Origin of the sequence: Yeguia hominis (assembly GCF_014384705.1) — a bacterium.
Lineage (GTDB): Bacteria > Bacillota > Clostridia > Oscillospirales > Acutalibacteraceae > Yeguia > Yeguia hominis.
Window position 1 is genome coordinate 24,327 of the sequence record NZ_JACRSN010000015.1, and the last position, 16,736, is coordinate 41,062.

10 protein-coding genes are annotated in these 16,736 nt (G+C 48.6%); all 10 read left to right on the forward strand.

The window, feature by feature from the left end; all coding sequences use genetic code 11:
• The first annotated feature begins 1 nt into the window (after position 1).
• The gene (locus IAG03_RS09955; RefSeq protein ID WP_002304377.1) at positions 2 to 1,738 is read left to right on the forward strand and encodes a C40 family peptidase; all 1,737 of its coding nucleotides are present in this window, start codon (positions 2 to 4) and stop codon (positions 1,736 to 1,738) included.
• Positions 1,739 to 1,752: 14 nt separating this feature from the next.
• Positions 1,753 to 2,010 (forward strand): DUF4315 family protein, encoded by a 258-nt coding sequence (locus tag IAG03_RS09960; protein WP_002304378.1) that lies wholly within the window; start codon positions 1,753 to 1,755, stop codon positions 2,008 to 2,010.
• Positions 2,000 to 2,683: a DUF4366 domain-containing protein gene (locus tag IAG03_RS09965; RefSeq protein WP_002578950.1), complete on the forward strand. Its 684-nt coding sequence runs from the start codon at positions 2,000 to 2,002 to the stop codon at positions 2,681 to 2,683. The genes IAG03_RS09960 and IAG03_RS09965 overlap by 11 nt, the downstream gene beginning before the upstream one ends.
• Before the next feature lie 151 nt (positions 2,684 to 2,834).
• Positions 2,835 to 4,067, forward strand: a complete 1,233-nt coding sequence (locus IAG03_RS09970; RefSeq protein WP_002304383.1) for an ATP-binding protein — start codon at positions 2,835 to 2,837, stop codon at positions 4,065 to 4,067.
• 177 nt (positions 4,068 to 4,244) lie between these two features.
• Positions 4,245 to 6,320: a DNA topoisomerase 3 gene (locus IAG03_RS09975; RefSeq protein WP_002578949.1), complete on the forward strand. Its 2,076-nt coding sequence runs from the start codon at positions 4,245 to 4,247 to the stop codon at positions 6,318 to 6,320.
• Positions 6,317 to 7,162 (forward strand): LPD16 domain-containing protein, encoded by an 846-nt coding sequence (locus IAG03_RS09980; protein ID WP_002304387.1) that lies wholly within the window; start codon positions 6,317 to 6,319, stop codon positions 7,160 to 7,162. Before IAG03_RS09975 ends, IAG03_RS09980 begins: the two co-directional genes overlap by 4 nt.
• A gap of 13 nt (positions 7,163 to 7,175) precedes the next feature.
• Complete coding sequence (locus IAG03_RS09985) at positions 7,176 to 7,772, forward strand: YodL domain-containing protein (RefSeq protein ID WP_002304389.1); 597 nt, start codon at positions 7,176 to 7,178, stop codon at positions 7,770 to 7,772.
• Positions 7,772 to 7,975, forward strand: coding sequence for a transposon-transfer assisting family protein (locus tag IAG03_RS09990; RefSeq protein WP_015564218.1), 204 nt, complete (start codon positions 7,772 to 7,774; stop codon positions 7,973 to 7,975). Before IAG03_RS09985 ends, IAG03_RS09990 begins: the two co-directional genes overlap by 1 nt.
• An 18-nt stretch (positions 7,976 to 7,993) precedes the next feature.
• Positions 7,994 to 16,324 carry an LPD11 domain-containing protein gene (locus IAG03_RS10005; protein WP_002304391.1) on the forward strand — a complete coding sequence of 2,777 codons (8,331 nt, stop codon included), beginning with the start codon at positions 7,994 to 7,996 and terminating at the stop codon, positions 16,322 to 16,324.
• Positions 16,324 to 16,656, forward strand: coding sequence for a plasmid mobilization protein (locus tag IAG03_RS10010; RefSeq protein WP_002578947.1), 333 nt, complete (start codon positions 16,324 to 16,326; stop codon positions 16,654 to 16,656). The genes IAG03_RS10005 and IAG03_RS10010 overlap by 1 nt, the downstream gene beginning before the upstream one ends.
• Positions 16,657 to 16,736: the final 80 nt, after the last annotated feature.

A 16,736-nucleotide genomic window follows, 5' to 3' on the forward strand; every position in this document is an offset into this window, starting at 1 on the left:
TATGGCGAAAAGACCTACACGACTCCGTTTTACCGAAGATGACCTTGCAGATTCTCATGTGAAGAAAGCTGCCGACCGTGCAGATAAGGCGGTTGATAGGGCTGAAAAAGCGGCAGACAAATTGGCTTCTAAAAAGGCAAAGCCGAAGCTAAAGCTGGAAACAGATGCAGCCGGTTCCCGTAAAGCAAAGCTCCGTTTTGAAAAAGCGGAGTTTACGGAAATCGAGCGCCCATCTGTGGCAAAGCACATGGCAAGCCGTGGTGCCGCAGTCACGCTCACATCCAAAGCACATCGGGCGGTGTCAGAATATGAGGATGATAATATCGGCGTTCAGGCTGTGCAGGAAACGACCAAGGCTGTTGAATCCACTGTCTATACCGTCGATCATGCCGTTTACAGTCACAAGCTGAAAGCCTACGACAAGGCGGAAAAGCTGGTTGAGAAGTCAGATAAAGCAAATGTAAATGCCCTGTATGAGAAGTTCAAAAAGGACAACCCCGATGCCGGTTCCAATCCCTTTTCCCGTTGGCAACAGAAAAGGGCAATCAAGAAAGAATATGCTGCCGCCAAAGCCGGTAAGAATACCGCTTCGACAACGGCTTCTGCATCTAAGGGTGCAGGCAAGGCAACGGGCAAAGCAGCTCAGGGAGCCAAGAACATCACAGAAAGAGTAACGGAGTTCTGCACCACACACTCTAAAACGATTCTGTTTGTTTTGATTGCCGGACTGCTTTTTATGATACTCTCAGGGATGTTCTCGTCTTGTTCGGCTATGTTCCAAGGCGGCACACAGATCATTCTGGGAACTTCTTTTACTGCAAAAGAGGAAGATATTATTGGTGCGGACAATGATTACAAGGCTTTGGAAGCTGCGCTCCGCAATAAAATCAATAATATCGAGCGTACTCATAGCGGATATGACGAGTACCGGTATGACCTTGATGAAATCAACCACAATCCTTATGAGCTGGCGGCGTATTTGACGGTGAAGTTTGAGGATTACACCAGAGATGAGGTGCAGGCTACCCTGCAATGGCTATTTGAGCAACAATATGAGCTGACCCTGACGGAAGTAGTAGAGATTCGTACACGAACAACATCTTCTACTGATCCCGAAACGGGAGAGACAACAACAGAGGAAGAAGATTACGAATATTATATTCTGAATGTGAAGCTCAGAAATAAGGGCTTGAACAGTGTGATTTCAAATTCCGGCTTGTCGGAAGATGATATGGAGCGATATAGAATTTTGCTTCAGACAAGGGGCAACAGACCGGATATTTTCGGAAATGACATTTACGCCACCCCTGGCGGCGAGTACACCGATTATGATATTCCGGGCGAAGCGCTGACAGACACAAGATTTGCCAATATGATTCGGGAAGCTGAAAAATATCTGGGATACCCGTATGTGTGGGGCGGCAGCAGCCCGTCTACCTCCTTTGACTGCTCCGGATTTGTTTCCTATGTAATCAATCACTGCGGAAACGGTTGGAGTGTTGGTCGTTTGACCGCAAACGGTTTGATGGGCGTATGCGACATTATCCCGAAAAGCTCTGCCAAACCGGGAGATTTGATTTTCTTCCAAGGCACTTATGATACCTCCGGTGCATCACACGTTGGTATCTATGTTGGCAATGGTATGATGATCCACTGCGGAAACCCCATTTCCTACGCTTCTATCGAATCGAATTACTGGCAACAGCATTTTTACTGCTTCGGCAGAATCAGAAACTAAAGGAGGGATGGCGATTGAGTGCCAAGTTAGACAGAATAGGTGCAGACCTTGAAAAAGCCCGTAAGAAACGGGCAGAATGGGATGCTAAGGTGAAAGACCTGGAACGCAGATACCGTGAGGAGGAAAATTCCGAAATCCATGAGATGGTTCATGCTGCGAACCTGAATCCCGAACAGCTTTCCGAGCTGCTCCGTATGTTTGCTGCGGATATGGCTCCGAAGCCTGATACGATCAATACTATGAATGAGGAGGAAACGCAGAATGAGATTTAAGAAAATTGGAGCCGCATTGCTGGCGTGTGCAATGTGTTTTGGCGTGTTTTCTACAACGGCATTTGCCTATGTAGATGAAAGCGTAGCGACTGAAGAACCTGCGGTCGAAGAAAAAGTTCCCGAAACAGAGCCGGAGGAGCCGATGCTACCGCTTACTCCCGACGGCAATCTGACTTTGGTTGATGACGCTGGCTCGCCTACGAAAAGCGGAAAGCAGTTCATTACCGCTGTAACCAAAAACGGAAACTACTTCTATATCATCATTGACCGTGATGATAAGGGCGAGGAAACCGTGCATTTTCTGAATCAGGTGGATGAAGCCGACCTGCTCAAGCTGATGGACGAGGAAGAAGTTGCAGAGTTCACCAAGCCGGTTGAGGAAACAAAGCCGGAAGTAGTTGAAACAGTTCCTGAAATTACAGAACCGACACCGGAGGAAAAGCCGAAATCCACAAATATGCTCCCGGCGATTCTTACTCTGATTGTGCTTGCCTGTGGTGGTGGATTCTTCGTATTTAAGAAAGTCCAGGAAAAGAAGAAGGCACAGGAAGCGGCAAAGCCTGACCCAGATGCTGATTATGTGGACGATGACGAGGACTATGGGTACGATCCGGAGTTTGAGGACGACGATGAAGATAGCTCCGTCGATGAAGATGATAATGAACCTGTGTAAACAGGATAGGCTTGATGCCTGGGGCAGCCTTCGGGTTGCCTTTACATAGTTTCCGCTTTCAAAAAATAAAAAAATTTGCGTTTTTGAAAGTGACATCTTGCATATACTATTAGCAGACAGTATAATAAGTACAGCGAAGCGGTTTCGAGAAATGAAAAAACTTCAATTTTTGAAAGCGGGTGACTATATGAAAACAATCACGAGAGCAAAATATCTCGATAGAATCATTGAACTGAATGGTACTCCTGACATCAAGATCATCACGGGCATTCGTCGATCTGGTAAGTCCAAATTGATGCAGGCGTATATTGCGTATCTGAAAAGCAATTTTGAAAACATCAATATTATCTTCATCGACTTCATGGATTTGGCGTATGAAGAAATCAAGGAATACCATGCCTTACACGCCTATGTGGAAGAACATTATCAGGAAGGAAAAACGAACTACCTGTTTGTAGACGAGGTTCAGATGTGTCCCAAGTTTGAGTTGGCAATCAATAGCCTGTACTCTAAGGGAAAATACGACATCTATGTAACAGGCTCTAATGCTTTCCTGTTGAGTGCAGATCTGGCAACTCTGTTTACCGGACGCTATATTGAAATTCATGTGTTTCCTTTCAGCTTCCAGGAATATTGCCAGTATTATGATGATATTAGTGACAAAGATAAGCTCTTTGATGAGTACGCTATCAAGGGCGGTTTAGCAGGTTCCTATGCTTATAGAACCGAAAAAGACAGAACAAACTATATCAAAGAGGTCTACGAAACGATTGTTACAAGGGATTTGGTACAGAAATATACTCTCCCGGACACTTTGGTTTTACAACGTCTGAGCGAGTTCCTTATGGATAATATCAGCAACCTGACTTCTCCGAATAAGGTCAGTCAGCTACTGACAGCAAATGAGACTCCAACCAATCATGTAACCGTCGGCAAGTACATTAAGTATTTGTGCAATGCTTTTGTATTTTATGATATTAAGAGATATGACATCCGAGGTAAGAAATACCTTGAAAGCTCTGAAAAGTTCTATTTGTGTGACAGCGGTATTCGATATGCAATACTGGGAAGCAGAAATATAGACTATGGCAGAGTATATGAAAACGTTGTTTGTATCGAGCTTCTTCGCCGTGGATATGATGTCTATGTCGGCAAGCTCTATCAAAAGGAAATCGACTTTGTTGCTCAGAGAGGTAGCGAAAAGATTTATATTCAGGTCAGCGACAACATTTCCGGGCAGGAAACATTTGAGAGAGAATGCTCTCCTCTGCTTCAGATTCGAGACGCTTATCCGAAAATGATTATTGCCAGAACCAAACATCCCCAATATAGCTATGAAGGAATCGAAATTCACGATATAGCCGATTGGTTGCTACAAGAATAAGCAAGGTGAAATATCTCCGTCATTCTCTTTTGAAATGATGGAGATATTTTTATTATGACGGAGATTGTAGAACAGAAAATTGTATCAGGTTGCAAAAATCCTTTCCGAACTTTTTACATAGCAGTCATGCACTACGGTGTGTGGCTGCTTATTTTTTTGTGAAAGGAGCAGATGCAAATGAAATTAGTTTTGGCTGAAAAGCCTTCGGTTGCACAGAGTATTGCCAAAGTGTTAGGTGCTGCCAAGCGTGAGGATGGCTACTTAGAGGGAAACGGATATGTGGTCAGCTGGTGTGTAGGGCATTTGGTGGAGCTGGCACAGCCGGAAGTCTATGATGCGAAGTACAGCAAATGGGCTTATGCAGACCTTCCTATCTTCCCGATGGACTGGCAGTATGAGGTTTCTGCCGGTACGAAAAAACAGTTTGGGATTCTGAAAAAGCTCATGGCCAGAGAAGATGTTGCGAGTCTTGTGTGTGCAACAGATGCCGGTCGTGAGGGCGAGCTGATCTTTCGGTTGGTGTACCACAAAGCCGGGTGCAGAAAGCCGTTTGAGCGGCTTTGGATTTCCTCGATGGAAGATGTAGCAATCAAGGAGGGCTTTGAAAATCTCAGGTCTGGAACGGAATATGATGCTTTGTATGAAGCAGCACTGTGTCGAGAACGAGCCGACTGGATTGTTGGTATTAACGCTACTCGACTTTTTTCGACCCTTTACGGGCAGACCCTGAATGTTGGTCGTGTTATGACCCCTACCCTTGCTATGGCTGTTATGCGAGAAGCTGCCATTTCCGCATTCAAGCCTGAACTGTTCTACACAGTTCAGATTGGATTGGATGGTTTTACGGCTGCAAGCGAACGCTTCAAAACCAAGGCAGCAGCCGAAGCTGTCAAACAAAGCTGTTCGGTGGCAATCGTTCAGAAAGCTGAATGTAAGGAGAAAACAGAAAAGCCGCCTGCGCTCTATGACCTGACCAGTTTACAGAGAGAAGCCAACCGTGTGCTTGGCTACACGGCACAGCAGACCTTGGACTACACGCAGAACCTCTATGAAAAGAAACTGGTCACTTATCCCCGTACCGACAGCAGGTTTCTGACGGAAGATATGGCACATAGCCTGACCGACCTCGTAAAGCTGGCTTTCCACACATTCCCCGTGGAGGATGTGGATAACATACCAGTTCATGCAGAGCAGGTTGTGAATAACAAAAAGGTCACAGATCACCATGCCATCATTCCGACCAGAGAATTGCAGAAATGCAATCTGAGCGAACTTCCCAAGGGTGAACTTGCAATTTTGCAACTGATCTCGAATCGGTTGTGCGTAGCTGTTGGCGATCCGCACCGATACGCAGAGACAGTTATTGAGCTGGACTGTGGCGGTACCGTGTTTTCCACCAAAGGCAAAACTGTTGTGCAGGATGGATGGAAAGCTCTGGTTCAGAAAAATGATTCGACAAAATCCGACGAAAACGTGCAGACACTCCCTTCTGTTTCCGTTGGTGACGAAATGACCGTCAGCGGCACGGAAATCAAGGAAGGGAAAACATCTCCCCCTAAACACTTTACCGAGGATACTCTGCTTTCTGCTATGGAAACTGCCGGTGCGGACGAAATGCCTGATGAGGTGGAGCGCAAAGGTTTGGGAACGCCTGCGACCCGTGCCGGTATCATTGAGAAGCTGGTTCGCATCGGTTTTCTGGAGCGTAAGGGTGATAAGAAAACCAAACACCTGATTCCGACCCACAAGGGTACGGCTCTGGTAACAGTCATGCCGGAACAGATTCAGTCCCCATCCATGACGGCGGATTGGGAAGAAAAATTGTTGCTCATTGAGAAAGGCGAATATGCCAGCGAGGACTTTATGGACGAGATCAAAGATGTGATTGCCGGTCTGATTCAGAACTATGAAGTAATCCGTGATTCCGAGGTTATGATGTCGAAAGAAGCCAATTCTATCGGCAAATGCCCGCTCTGCGGCAGTGCTGTAGAGGACAAAGCCAAGGCATTTTTCTGTTCCAACAGAGCTTGCAAATTTGCCCTCTGGAAAAACAATCGCTACTTTGCGAGCATCGGCAAGAGCATGACTTCTGCCACGGCGCAGAAATTGCTTGGTTCCGGCAAGGTAAAGCTCAAGAATTGCAAGTCCGAAAGAACGGGCAACACCTTTGATGCCACCGTCTTTATGGAGGTATCAGATGATGGCAAAACGAAGTTCAGTATGGAATTTGAAAATGGAGGAAAGCGCAAATGACAAATGAGTACAACCCGGATGGTAAGGAAATCCGATTTATCGACAGCCATTATAAGGATTTGTTTCATATCCCCGATGGCAGCTGTGTGCAGATTCACTACCCGGATGAAATGGTTGTGAAGCCCTGCACCTTCATTGACGAGTATCATACGCAGATCGGATACAATGTGTTTCATATCTGCCAGTTTGCAGAAATTATGGAGCGCAACGGCGCAAGCTATATGCCGGAGCCTGAGATTATGGGCGATGAAGCCGCATGGAAGGTCGGAAAGGATAGAATCCTTGCGGTGCAGACCTGCGAAGATGGTTACGACTACACCCTGTTGGATGAAAACTACAACGAGATTGATGGCGGTCAGGTTGATAACCCTGAACTGTCCATGCTCGAAGTCCGCCGGGATATTCTGGAATCCTTCGGGCTGGAGCGCCGGGAACTGCGGGCAATGTTCTATGAGGATGTCATGGAGCAGGCTTTTGAAGTCGGCAGACAGGCGGTGGTGGTCAATGACCCTATCGCTGAGCTTGCTTTTAAGCTCGACCGTTTTGCAGAGAACTTCGACCCCTATGAATATATGGATCAGGTCGATGATGTGCAGGCGCATATCCAAGAAATCAAGGCAGATCTTGCCGCTGGTAATACGGCTCCGTATCGTGAGTTCCTGAATACAGCCATTGAAGAAGCCCGTGAGGAAACTGCGGTTGAGGTTGCCAAAGTGCTGAAAAGTCAGCTGGATAAGCTCGACTCTCCGAAGCGTGAGTCGGTCATGGAAAAACTGGCACAGGCCGCAGAAAAAGCTGCGCCTGCCAGTCCCTCTCCCAAACGCAAAGAGCCTGAACGATAAGGAGGACACGGATATGAAAAACGAAAAATGGGATGATGTTCACGGAAATACCACCCCGGATGACAGAATGGTTGCTTTTCTGGAAAGCCCCACGGATTCCTATGCGATTCTTCAGCTGCGGGAAGATGTAGACGATAATATCCCGCTCATGTTTGCAAATTACAGCTACCTTCAGAAGAAAGAAATGGAGCCTGAGATTGACCGTTACGAGGTGGTCTATCATGGCTCCATTTCTATGTCCGAGGATGTGAATCGGCAGCTGGAAGATTTGTATGTAAAGTTCAATATTGACCACCCGGATGATTTCCGTGGTCACAGTATGTCGGTCAGCGACATCGTAGCCTTAAAGGTAGTCGGTGAGGTATCCTTTCACTATGTAGATTCTGTTGGGTTTCAGAAGCTGGAAAACTTTATGAAGTCCGAAAACTACCTGAAAAACGCAGAGATGGCAATGGAAGATGATTATGGGATGATTGACGGTATCATCAATAACGGAAAAGCGTCCGGATTAGAGGAACGTCCTTCGGTGTTGGAGCAGTTAAAGGAAAAGCCCGTGCCGGATGTTTCCCATAAGCCGCCCAAGAGCCACCCGGAAAGGGAGATTGAATGATGGATTTCACACAGGATGAGCGGAACATGATGATGCTTTACAGCCCTGGCACAAGGTCAGGGCTGTGTGAAGCACTGACACTGATGAAGGAACAGCTTTCGGAGGACGAGTCAGAGCTTTTTGCTTTGGCAGACTCGGTTCTCCGTAAAGTTTCAGCCATGGACGATGCCGCCTTTGAGAAGCTGAACCTTTATCCGGATTGATAGGATTGGAGGGATACAATGAACGCAAAAGAGCGATTTTATTCCGGATTAGCAAAAGAAACGATTGGGAAAATCACCTCGAACACAGATAACTGGACTTCGTTTTTGAGAACGATGTCCCGCAACTATGAGTTCACCTATCCGGAACAGGTGATGATTTATGCTCAGCGCCCCAATGCGACCTTTTGCAAGCCCTATGAGGACTGGAACGCTGAAAATTACCGCAGATATGTAAAGCGTGGCTCTACCGGCATTGCTCTGTTTGTGATGAACAGGGATAAACCGTATCTGCGCTATGTGTTTGATGTGGCGGATACCGGCGTTCGCCGTTCTTCCCCGGAACTGAAACCGTGGGAGGTGACGCCTGAAAACCGCTCCTATGTCATGGAAGCGATGGAGCGTACCTTCGGTGTTGCCGCTGACGGGGTACTGGAAGCACAGCTTGAAGATATTGCATCCGCACTGGCGGCTGAGTATTGGGACGATTACAAAAAGCAGTTCCTCGACATCGTTGCCAACAGCTTCCTTGAGGAGTATGATGAACTCAACATCGAAGTAGCTTTCAAAAATGCGGTGGCAAACAGCGTATCCTATACGATGTATTGCCGGTTCGTGGAAAGTCCCGACAACTACTTCGAGCATGAGGATTTCCAGAAGGTGTTTGATTTTAACACCAGACAGACGGTAAATGCCCTTGGTACTGCGGTGAATGCCATCAGCACAAGGATGTTTCAGGAAATCGAAAAAGCGATTGGAGAACATGAGCAGATTAAAGCTACCGAAAGGAGTACAGATTATGAGCGAGATGACTTACAGACAGGCCGGAGATTATCAGATTCCGAACCTTCAGTTGGAGAACGAGGGAGAGAAACCTCTGGGCAAGTACGGCAGGATGCGTCGAGCATTTTTGGAACAGAACAATCCGATGCTCCTGAACGACATGATTCTGACGGAGAGCCTGTTCCCGCACCTGTGGGAGATCGAGGAAACAGCGAAAGCCAGAGTGGAGTTTCTGATGGAGCAGTACCTGAAGGACAGCCCCGCACCGGACAAGGAAACGCAGCAGATGGCGTGGGTGCAGCACATGAACAGCCTGAAAGCACAGGCGGAGGAAGTCGTGATGACGGAGCTTATCAACAGCTGAGTCTGAACCTTTTCCTCTCCGAAAATGAACAAATCAGTTTTATCGACCGAGCAGAGAGCTTTACGCCCTCTGCTTTTTCTTTTGCCCAGGAAGAAATCGACCACTTCCTTCTGCTTGGTAGCAATACCGATGAAGCCCGAAAAGTCGTAGCGCTGGAATATATGAAGCAGAAGCCGTTGGAAGAAATCGTTCAGACCTTAAAGCAGGTCTATCACGGCGGCTATGGTCTGAAAGAAGATAGCGGGAATATCTGTGCGTGGTATGCCGAGGACGGTATCCACCTTGCCAAAGGTTCCTCTGCCATTGACAGCCCCAGAGCGCAGATCGTTTCTTGGGAAACGGTTGCCGAGCGCATTGGAGAACTGCTTGAAAATGGTCGGTTCGCAACTAATGTGGAACTGGTAGAAGCATCCGGATATGAGCGTCAGAAGTTGGCAGAATCCCTGTGGCATCTTTATCACGATTTGAGTGAAGAAGCCCGTTCCAGCAACTATCTGGCAATTCTTCATCAGGAACCGTTTCGTGGTTTCCCTGACGAAACCGCAGACTTGGCTGAAAAGTTGGATGACCCTCGTTTCCACGCAACCTTGGTACAGCAGTATTCGGAATTTAGAAAAACCCTTGCGGAAAATCCCGATCTGCTTCGTTTTCACTATCACAAGCTGAATCTCATTCAGAAACAGCTGTATGAGTTGAATATGCCTTTGCGTGAGTATCAGACCGATATGATGCAGATGCCCCTTGTCCGCCAGTTCATTACGGATGATGAAGTCAATGCAGACTTGACCCGTGGAAGCGGCTTTTCCGGTGGTAAAGCCCGTATTTATAACTACTGGCAGGAGAATCATTCTGCCAAGGAAAAGATGGACTTCCTGAAGCATGAATACGGAACCGGTGGTCATTCCCATGCCTGCTCTGGTGCAACGCACAGCGGTCAGGATCACGATGCCAAGGGTGTTGCTTACACCAAGAGCGGTTGCGATAAATTGCAGATGTCCTGGGCGCAGGTGGTGCAGAGAATCGACGGTCTGATACGAAAGGGACGCTACCTCAGCCCGGAGGAAGAAGCGGAACGACAGGCTATCGAAGAAGCTAAAACTGATCCGTTGGAAGATGTTTATGACCGTTTCGCAGTGATTGATACCGAGGATGGCGAGTATGCGATCTGGGATAATCAGACCGATGACTACTATGTAGACCCGGAAGGCGTTACGGAATACTTCACGGACGAATGGCTTGCCAATGACTATTTGGAGGAAGTTCGTCAGTCCGTAGCTGCGATGGAGTCGGTTCAGCCAGAAGCGCCTGTGGCAGAGCCTGCCGAAGTTGTGGAAGCATCTGCTTCCGAGGAACCGAAATGGAATTATCAGGTCGGTGACACGGTATATCTGGACGATACAGCTTTCCGTGTGGAGCAGATCACGGACAGAGAAGTTCAGCTGCGTGACCCTACGCTTGCTTATCCCATCTTCCGTGCCGAGAATCGTGAGAATTTCGAGCGTATGCTCTCTCAGGACGAAAGAAACCATGCGGTAAGGGTTGATGCCCAAACCGAAGAAAAGCCCGTTACAGAGGATTTTCTGGGCAAAACCGAACCGAGGGACTACACCCCTGAGTATCAGCTGTTAGACCGTCTGCGTATGGACTGCGAATACTTCCTTGGTGCAGGACAGCACAGCGAAAAGCATCTGTGGGCAGGCAACCGCCATGCACAGATTGCCAAGATGCGTGAGCTGTATGAAATGATTCCCGACAAACCAGAATGGCTGACACCTGAGATGATTAACAGCTACGAGGAGCGCATGGCTCCCCGCTATCTGGTTGCCGCCTACCATCACTTTGAAAACGGCTTCGATGATAAACTGGACTACTACACTCTGGAAGAAGCGGAAAAAGCTGCCCAGGGCTATGTGGACGGAACCATGGAGGATGACGGATTCAAGTACGATGGTGCTGCCGTTTACGATCAGCAGGAGCATAAGTGCATCCGTATCTATGGGGACTACCCTGACGAAAAGGCACACGCACAGGTCAGAGCCAGTGCGGAACCCGAACAGCAGGAACCGGAACACTTCATCGATCATTTTTATGTTGCCGAGGACATTCAGAAGCGGGGTGCGCTGGACATCAAGGAATACAGTTCCTTTGATGATGCCCTGCGAGCCTACTATGCACTTCCTGACACGCAGAGAAAAGCCCTGGGTGCAATGAATACCAGAGATCTGCCGGGTAGTCTGGACTTCGTACAGTGCGTAGATGGAAAGGACACCATCATTCAGGATTATGCCCAGGTGGACGGATGGCAGAATGCCGAAGTCATGGACATTATCGCTCAGCTTGAGCAGTCCATCACCACCAGAGAAATCCCACCTGTTCCTGCGGTGAACTTCCACATCACGGATGACAACATCGGTGAAGGTGGACCGAAGCAGAAATTCGCAAGAAACATCGCAGCCATTGAAACTCTGTTCAAACTGGAAAGCGAGAACAGGAACGCCACTACCGAAGAACAGGAGATTTTGTCGAATTATGTCGGTTGGGGCGGTCTGGCAGATGCCTTTGACCCGGACAAGGGAAATTGGGCGAAGGAGTATCAGACACTGAAAAACCTGCTTTCCGAAGATGAATATGCTGCGGCAAGAGCTTCCACCCTGAACGCACATTACACCAGCCCTACGGTCATTCGCTCCATCTACGATGCGGTCGGACAGATGGGCTTTGAAACAGGAAATATTCTGGAGCCTGCTATGGGTATCGGCAACTTCTTTGGTATGCTCCCTCCTGAAATGCAGAGCAGCCGTTTGTATGGTGTGGAACTGGATTCCATCACCGGCAGAATTGCTCAGAAGCTCTATCCCAACGCAGAAATCAAAGTAGCCGGTTTTGAAACGACAGACCGCCGAGACTTTTACGATCTGGCTGTGGGTAATGTCCCTTTCGGCAACTACAAAGTGTCCGACAAGCCGTATGACAAGCTGGGATTCTCCATTCACAACTATTTCTTTGCCAAGGCTTTGGATCAGGTTCGTCCCGGTGGTGTGGTCGCTTTTGTGACAAGCCGTTACACCATGGATTCCAAGAACTCTGACGCAAGGCGATATATGGCGCAGAGGGCGGAACTGCTTGGTGCAATCCGTCTGCCAAACGATGCCTTTAAGAAAAACGCAGGCACGGAAGTCGTGTCCGACATCCTGTTCCTGCAAAAGCGTGACCATCCGATTGACATTGTACCGGAATGGGTAAACCTTGACCGCACCGAAGAAGGACACACCATGAACAGCTACTTTGTCGCTCATCCTGAAATGGTTCTGGGCGATACGGTGGAAGAAAGTACCGCCTACGGCATGGACATTACAGTGCGTCCCATTGAGGGCATGGAACTGTCCGAACTTCTGAAAGAAGCAGTTTCCCACATCCAAGGAACCTATCAGGCTGTGGAGCTTCCCGAAGCTGACAAGGGTAAGGAAATCGAAACCATTCCTGCAACCCCGGATGTAAAGAATTTCTCTTATACCGTGGTGGATGGCAATGTGTACTTCCGTGAAAACTCCCTGATGCGCCGTGTAGACCTGAATGAGAAAGCAAAAGACCGTGTGATGGGCATGGTGGAACTTCGTGGTATCGTCAACGAGCTGATCGAATATCAGCTTGAGGATTACCCGGATGAAATGATTACTCAGAAACAGGCAGAACTGAATGATGCCTACGATGCGTTTGCCGCAAAGAACGGGCTTATCAATAATCGAGCCAATGGTCAGGCATTTGCTGACGATTCCTCCTACTATCTCCTGTGTTCTCTGGAAAATGTGGATGAGGACGGCAATCTGAAAAGCAAGGCGGATATGTTCACCAAGCGAACCATCAAGCCGGAACGCAGAGTGACGAGCGTGGATACGCCGTCCGAAGCTCTGGCAATCTCTATCGGTGAGCGTGGCAAGGTGGATTTGCCGTTTATGGCACAGCTGCTTGGAACACCTGGAGAATACGATGCGATTCAGGCAGAGCTTCGAGGGGTGATCTTCAAAGACCCGATGGCTCCCGATGCTGTGGAAGTTGGATGGCAGACTGCCGATGATTACCTTTCCGGTGATGTAAGAAGCAAGCTGCGTGTCGCACAGATGGCGGCAGACAGGGATTCTTCCTTCCACATCAATGTGGAAGCCTTGCAGAAAGCACAGCCGAAGGACTTGGATGCGTCCGAGATTGATGTGCGTTTGGGTGCAACATGGATTGATGCCGATTATATTCAGCAGTTCATGGAGGAAACCTTTGAAACGCCGTATTACTTGCGCCGTTCCATTGAGGTCAAGTTCTCCGAGCTGACCGCAGAGTGGCGCATCAACGGTAAGAGTTCTCCCAACTACAACGATGTGGCGGCGTATGTCACCTACGGTACAGAGCGAGCCAACGCATATCGGATTCTGGAGGAAACGCTGAATCTGAAGGATATTCGTATCTATGATACGATTGAAGATGCAGATGGTAAGCAGAAGCGTGTCCTCAATAAAAAAGAAACTACCCTGGCACAGCAGAAACAGCAGGCAATCAAGGATGCGTTCCGAGATTGGATTTGGAGAGATCCGCACAGACGAGAAACCCTTTCCACCAAGTACAACGAACTTTTTAACTCCACCAGACCTCGTGAGTATGATGGCTCTCATATCCGTTTCGGCGGCATGAACCCGGATATTACCCTCCGTGAACACCAGAGAAATGCTATCGCTCATGTGCTATATGGTGGAAATACGCTGCTTGCACACGAAGTTGGTGCGGGCAAGACCTTCGAGATGGCTGCATCGGCTATGGAGAGTAAACGGCTTGGATTGAGCCAGAAATCCCTGTTCGTTGTGCCGAATCACTTGACCTTACAGTGGGCAAACGAGTTCCTGCACCTCTATCCGAGTGCCAAGCTCCTTGTTGCCACCAAGAAGGATTTTGAAACAGCAAACCGTAAGAAGTTCTGCGCTCGTATCGCAACGGGTGACTATGATGCAGTCATCATCGGTCACAGCCAGTTTGAAAAAATCCCGCTTTCTGCCGAACGACAGGAACGGCAGCTGCGGGAGCAGATTGATGAGATCGAGGGTGCGATTGCGGAGCTGAAATGGCAGCGTGGCGAAAACTTCACGATCAAGCAGATGGAGAAAACACGAAAATCATTGGAAGCCAGACTGGACAAGCTCCTTGCCGCTGACAAGAAAGATGATGTCATTACCTTTGAGCAGTTGGGTGTAGACCGGCTGTTTGTGGACGAAAGCCATGCGTTCAAGAATTTGTTCCTCTACACAAAAATGCGAAATGTGGCAGGTCTGTCCACCTCCGAAGCCCAGAAATCTTCGGATATGTTTATGAAGTGCCGCTATATGGATGAGCTGACCGGCGGGCGTGGTGTGATCTTTGCAACCGGTACTCCAGTAAGTAACTCGATGACCGAGCTTTATACGGTCATGCGCTATCTCCAGTACAGTACGCTCCAGCAAAAGAACCTGACCCATTTTGATTCCTGGGCATCGACCTTCGGAGAAACAACAACTGCGATTGAGCTTGCACCGGAGGGAACCGGCTATCGTGCCAGAACCCGATTTGCGAAGTTCTTCAACCTGCCTGAACTGATGAATATGTTCAAGGAGGTTGCCGACATCAAGACCTCTGACCAGTTGCATCTCCCTGTTCCCGAAGCAAAGTTTGAAACGGTTGTGGTTCAGCCCTCTGAGTACCAGAAGGATATGGTGGCTTCCCTTTCAGAGAGAGCAGCAGATGTTCATGCCGGTATTGTAGACCCGTCCGTCGATAATATGCTCAAGATTACCAGCGACGGACGAAAATTGGGACTGGATCAGCGGCTAATGAACACCCTGTTACCCGATGACCCTGACAGCAAGCTCAATGCCTGCGTGGGAAATATCCTGCGTATCTGGCAGGACGGTCAGGCTGACAAATTGACCCAGTTGGTGTTCTGCGACCTTAGCACACCGAAAAATGATGGAACCTTCAATGTCTATGATGATGTCAAAACCAAGCTGATTGCAAACGGTGTGCCTGCGGAAGAAGTTGCCTTTATCCATGATGCAGATACCGAGGCAAAGAAAAAAGACCTCTTTGCCAAGGTTCGTACCGGGCAGGTGCGAGTGCTTCTTGGCAGTACGCAAAAGATGGGTGCAGGAACCAACGTCCAGGACAAATTGGTGGCAGTTCACCACTTGGATGTGGGTTGGCGTCCGTCTGATATGACCCAGAGAAACGGTCGTATCATCCGTCAGGGCAACCGGAACAAAGAGGTTCAGGTGTATCAGTATGTGACCGAGGGAACCTTCGATGCCTACCTGTATCAGACCTTGGAAAACAAGCAGAAGTTTATTTCTCAGATTATGACCTCCAAATCACCGGTTCGCTCCTGTGACGATGTGGATGAGCAGGCGCTGTCCTATGCGGAGATCAAGGCGCTGTGTGCCGGCAATCCGCTTATCAAGGAAAAGATGGACTTGGACATTGATGTGGCAAGGCTGAAGGTGCTGAAAGCTGACCACCAGAGCCAGCAGTACCGTATGGAAGATAAGCTTCTGAAATACTTCCCGGCTGAGATTGAAAAGCAGACAGGCTATATTCATGGCTTTGAAGCTGATATTAAAACCGTGGAAGCACACCCGCAGATTGCCGATGGCTTTTGCGGCATGGAAATCATGGGCAAAGCCTACACCGAAAAGGCAGATGCCGGTGAAATCCTCCTTGCGGCTTGTAAGGACACGAAAAGTGCCGATCCGGTTCCTCTTGGCAGTTACCGTGGCTTTCAGATGGAGCTTTCGTTTGACAGTTTCCGGAACGAGTTCGATGTGACCCTGAAGGGCGCTGTGAGCCACAGAGTAGCCCTTGGAACGGACGCACGAGGAAATATCACCCGACTGGACAATGCCCTTGCAGGCATCCTTGAGCGCTTAGAACGAGCCAATGAGCAGTTGAATAATCTCTACAATCAGCAGGAAGCAGCCAAGGCGGAGGTTGGAAAACCGTTCCCGCAGGAAGCAGAGCTGACAGCCAAAAGTCAGCGACTGGCAGAACTGGATGCAGCCCTGAATATGGAGGACTCTGTGGAAAATCGTGACGAAAGAAGCGAGTCAGAGCGTCCTTCTGTGTTGGCTGATCTGAAATCCAAAGCGGAGCATATCCCGCCTGCAAAATACTCTGAAACCCGTGAGGAGGTGTTGTAATGGCAAAGCGAGATCAGGATGTTCATTTCCTTGCATCCAAGGAGGAGGTCGAGCGAATCCATGAGAAGATGGACGAGCTTGGCATCCGCAGCATGGGAGCCTATCTGCGGAAAATGGCTCTGGATGGTTACTGTATCAGACTGGATTTGCAGGATGTGAAAGCCCTGGTTTCGCTCCTGCGAATCTGCTCCAACAACCTGAACCAGTACGCAAAGCGAGCGAACGAAACAGGCAGCATCTATCGTGCTGACATTGAGGATTTGCAAAAACGGCTGGAGGAGATCTGGACGGACATGAGAGAAGTTCTTGTTCGCCTGTCCTCAATCCAGTAATCCGACAACTTGTTGGGAAGTCGCAGTTTCGGCTGCGGCTTTTACATAAGGGTTGACATCATTGCGTTATGGCAGATACC

Excerpts from the sequence above, each read along its gene's own strand:
- IAG03_RS09985 (WP_002304389.1), top strand. The coding sequence starts at position 7,176 with ATGAAAAACGAAAAATGGGATGATGTTCACGGAAATACCACCCCGGAT.
- IAG03_RS09970 (WP_002304383.1), top strand. The coding sequence starts at position 2,835 with ATGAAAAAACTTCAATTTTTGAAAGCGGGTGACTATATGAAAACAATC.
- IAG03_RS09990 (WP_015564218.1), top strand. The coding sequence starts at position 7,772 with ATGGATTTCACACAGGATGAGCGGAACATGATGATGCTTTACAGCCCT.
- IAG03_RS09965 (WP_002578950.1), top strand. The coding sequence starts at position 2,000 with ATGAGATTTAAGAAAATTGGAGCCGCATTGCTGGCGTGTGCAATGTGT.
- IAG03_RS09980 (WP_002304387.1), top strand. The coding sequence starts at position 6,317 with ATGACAAATGAGTACAACCCGGATGGTAAGGAAATCCGATTTATCGAC.
- IAG03_RS09975 (WP_002578949.1), top strand. The coding sequence starts at position 4,245 with ATGAAATTAGTTTTGGCTGAAAAGCCTTCGGTTGCACAGAGTATTGCC.
- IAG03_RS10010 (WP_002578947.1), top strand. The coding sequence starts at position 16,324 with ATGGCAAAGCGAGATCAGGATGTTCATTTCCTTGCATCCAAGGAGGAG.
- IAG03_RS10005 (WP_002304391.1), top strand. The coding sequence starts at position 7,994 with ATGAACGCAAAAGAGCGATTTTATTCCGGATTAGCAAAAGAAACGATT.
- IAG03_RS09955 (WP_002304377.1), top strand. The coding sequence starts at position 2 with ATGGCGAAAAGACCTACACGACTCCGTTTTACCGAAGATGACCTTGCA.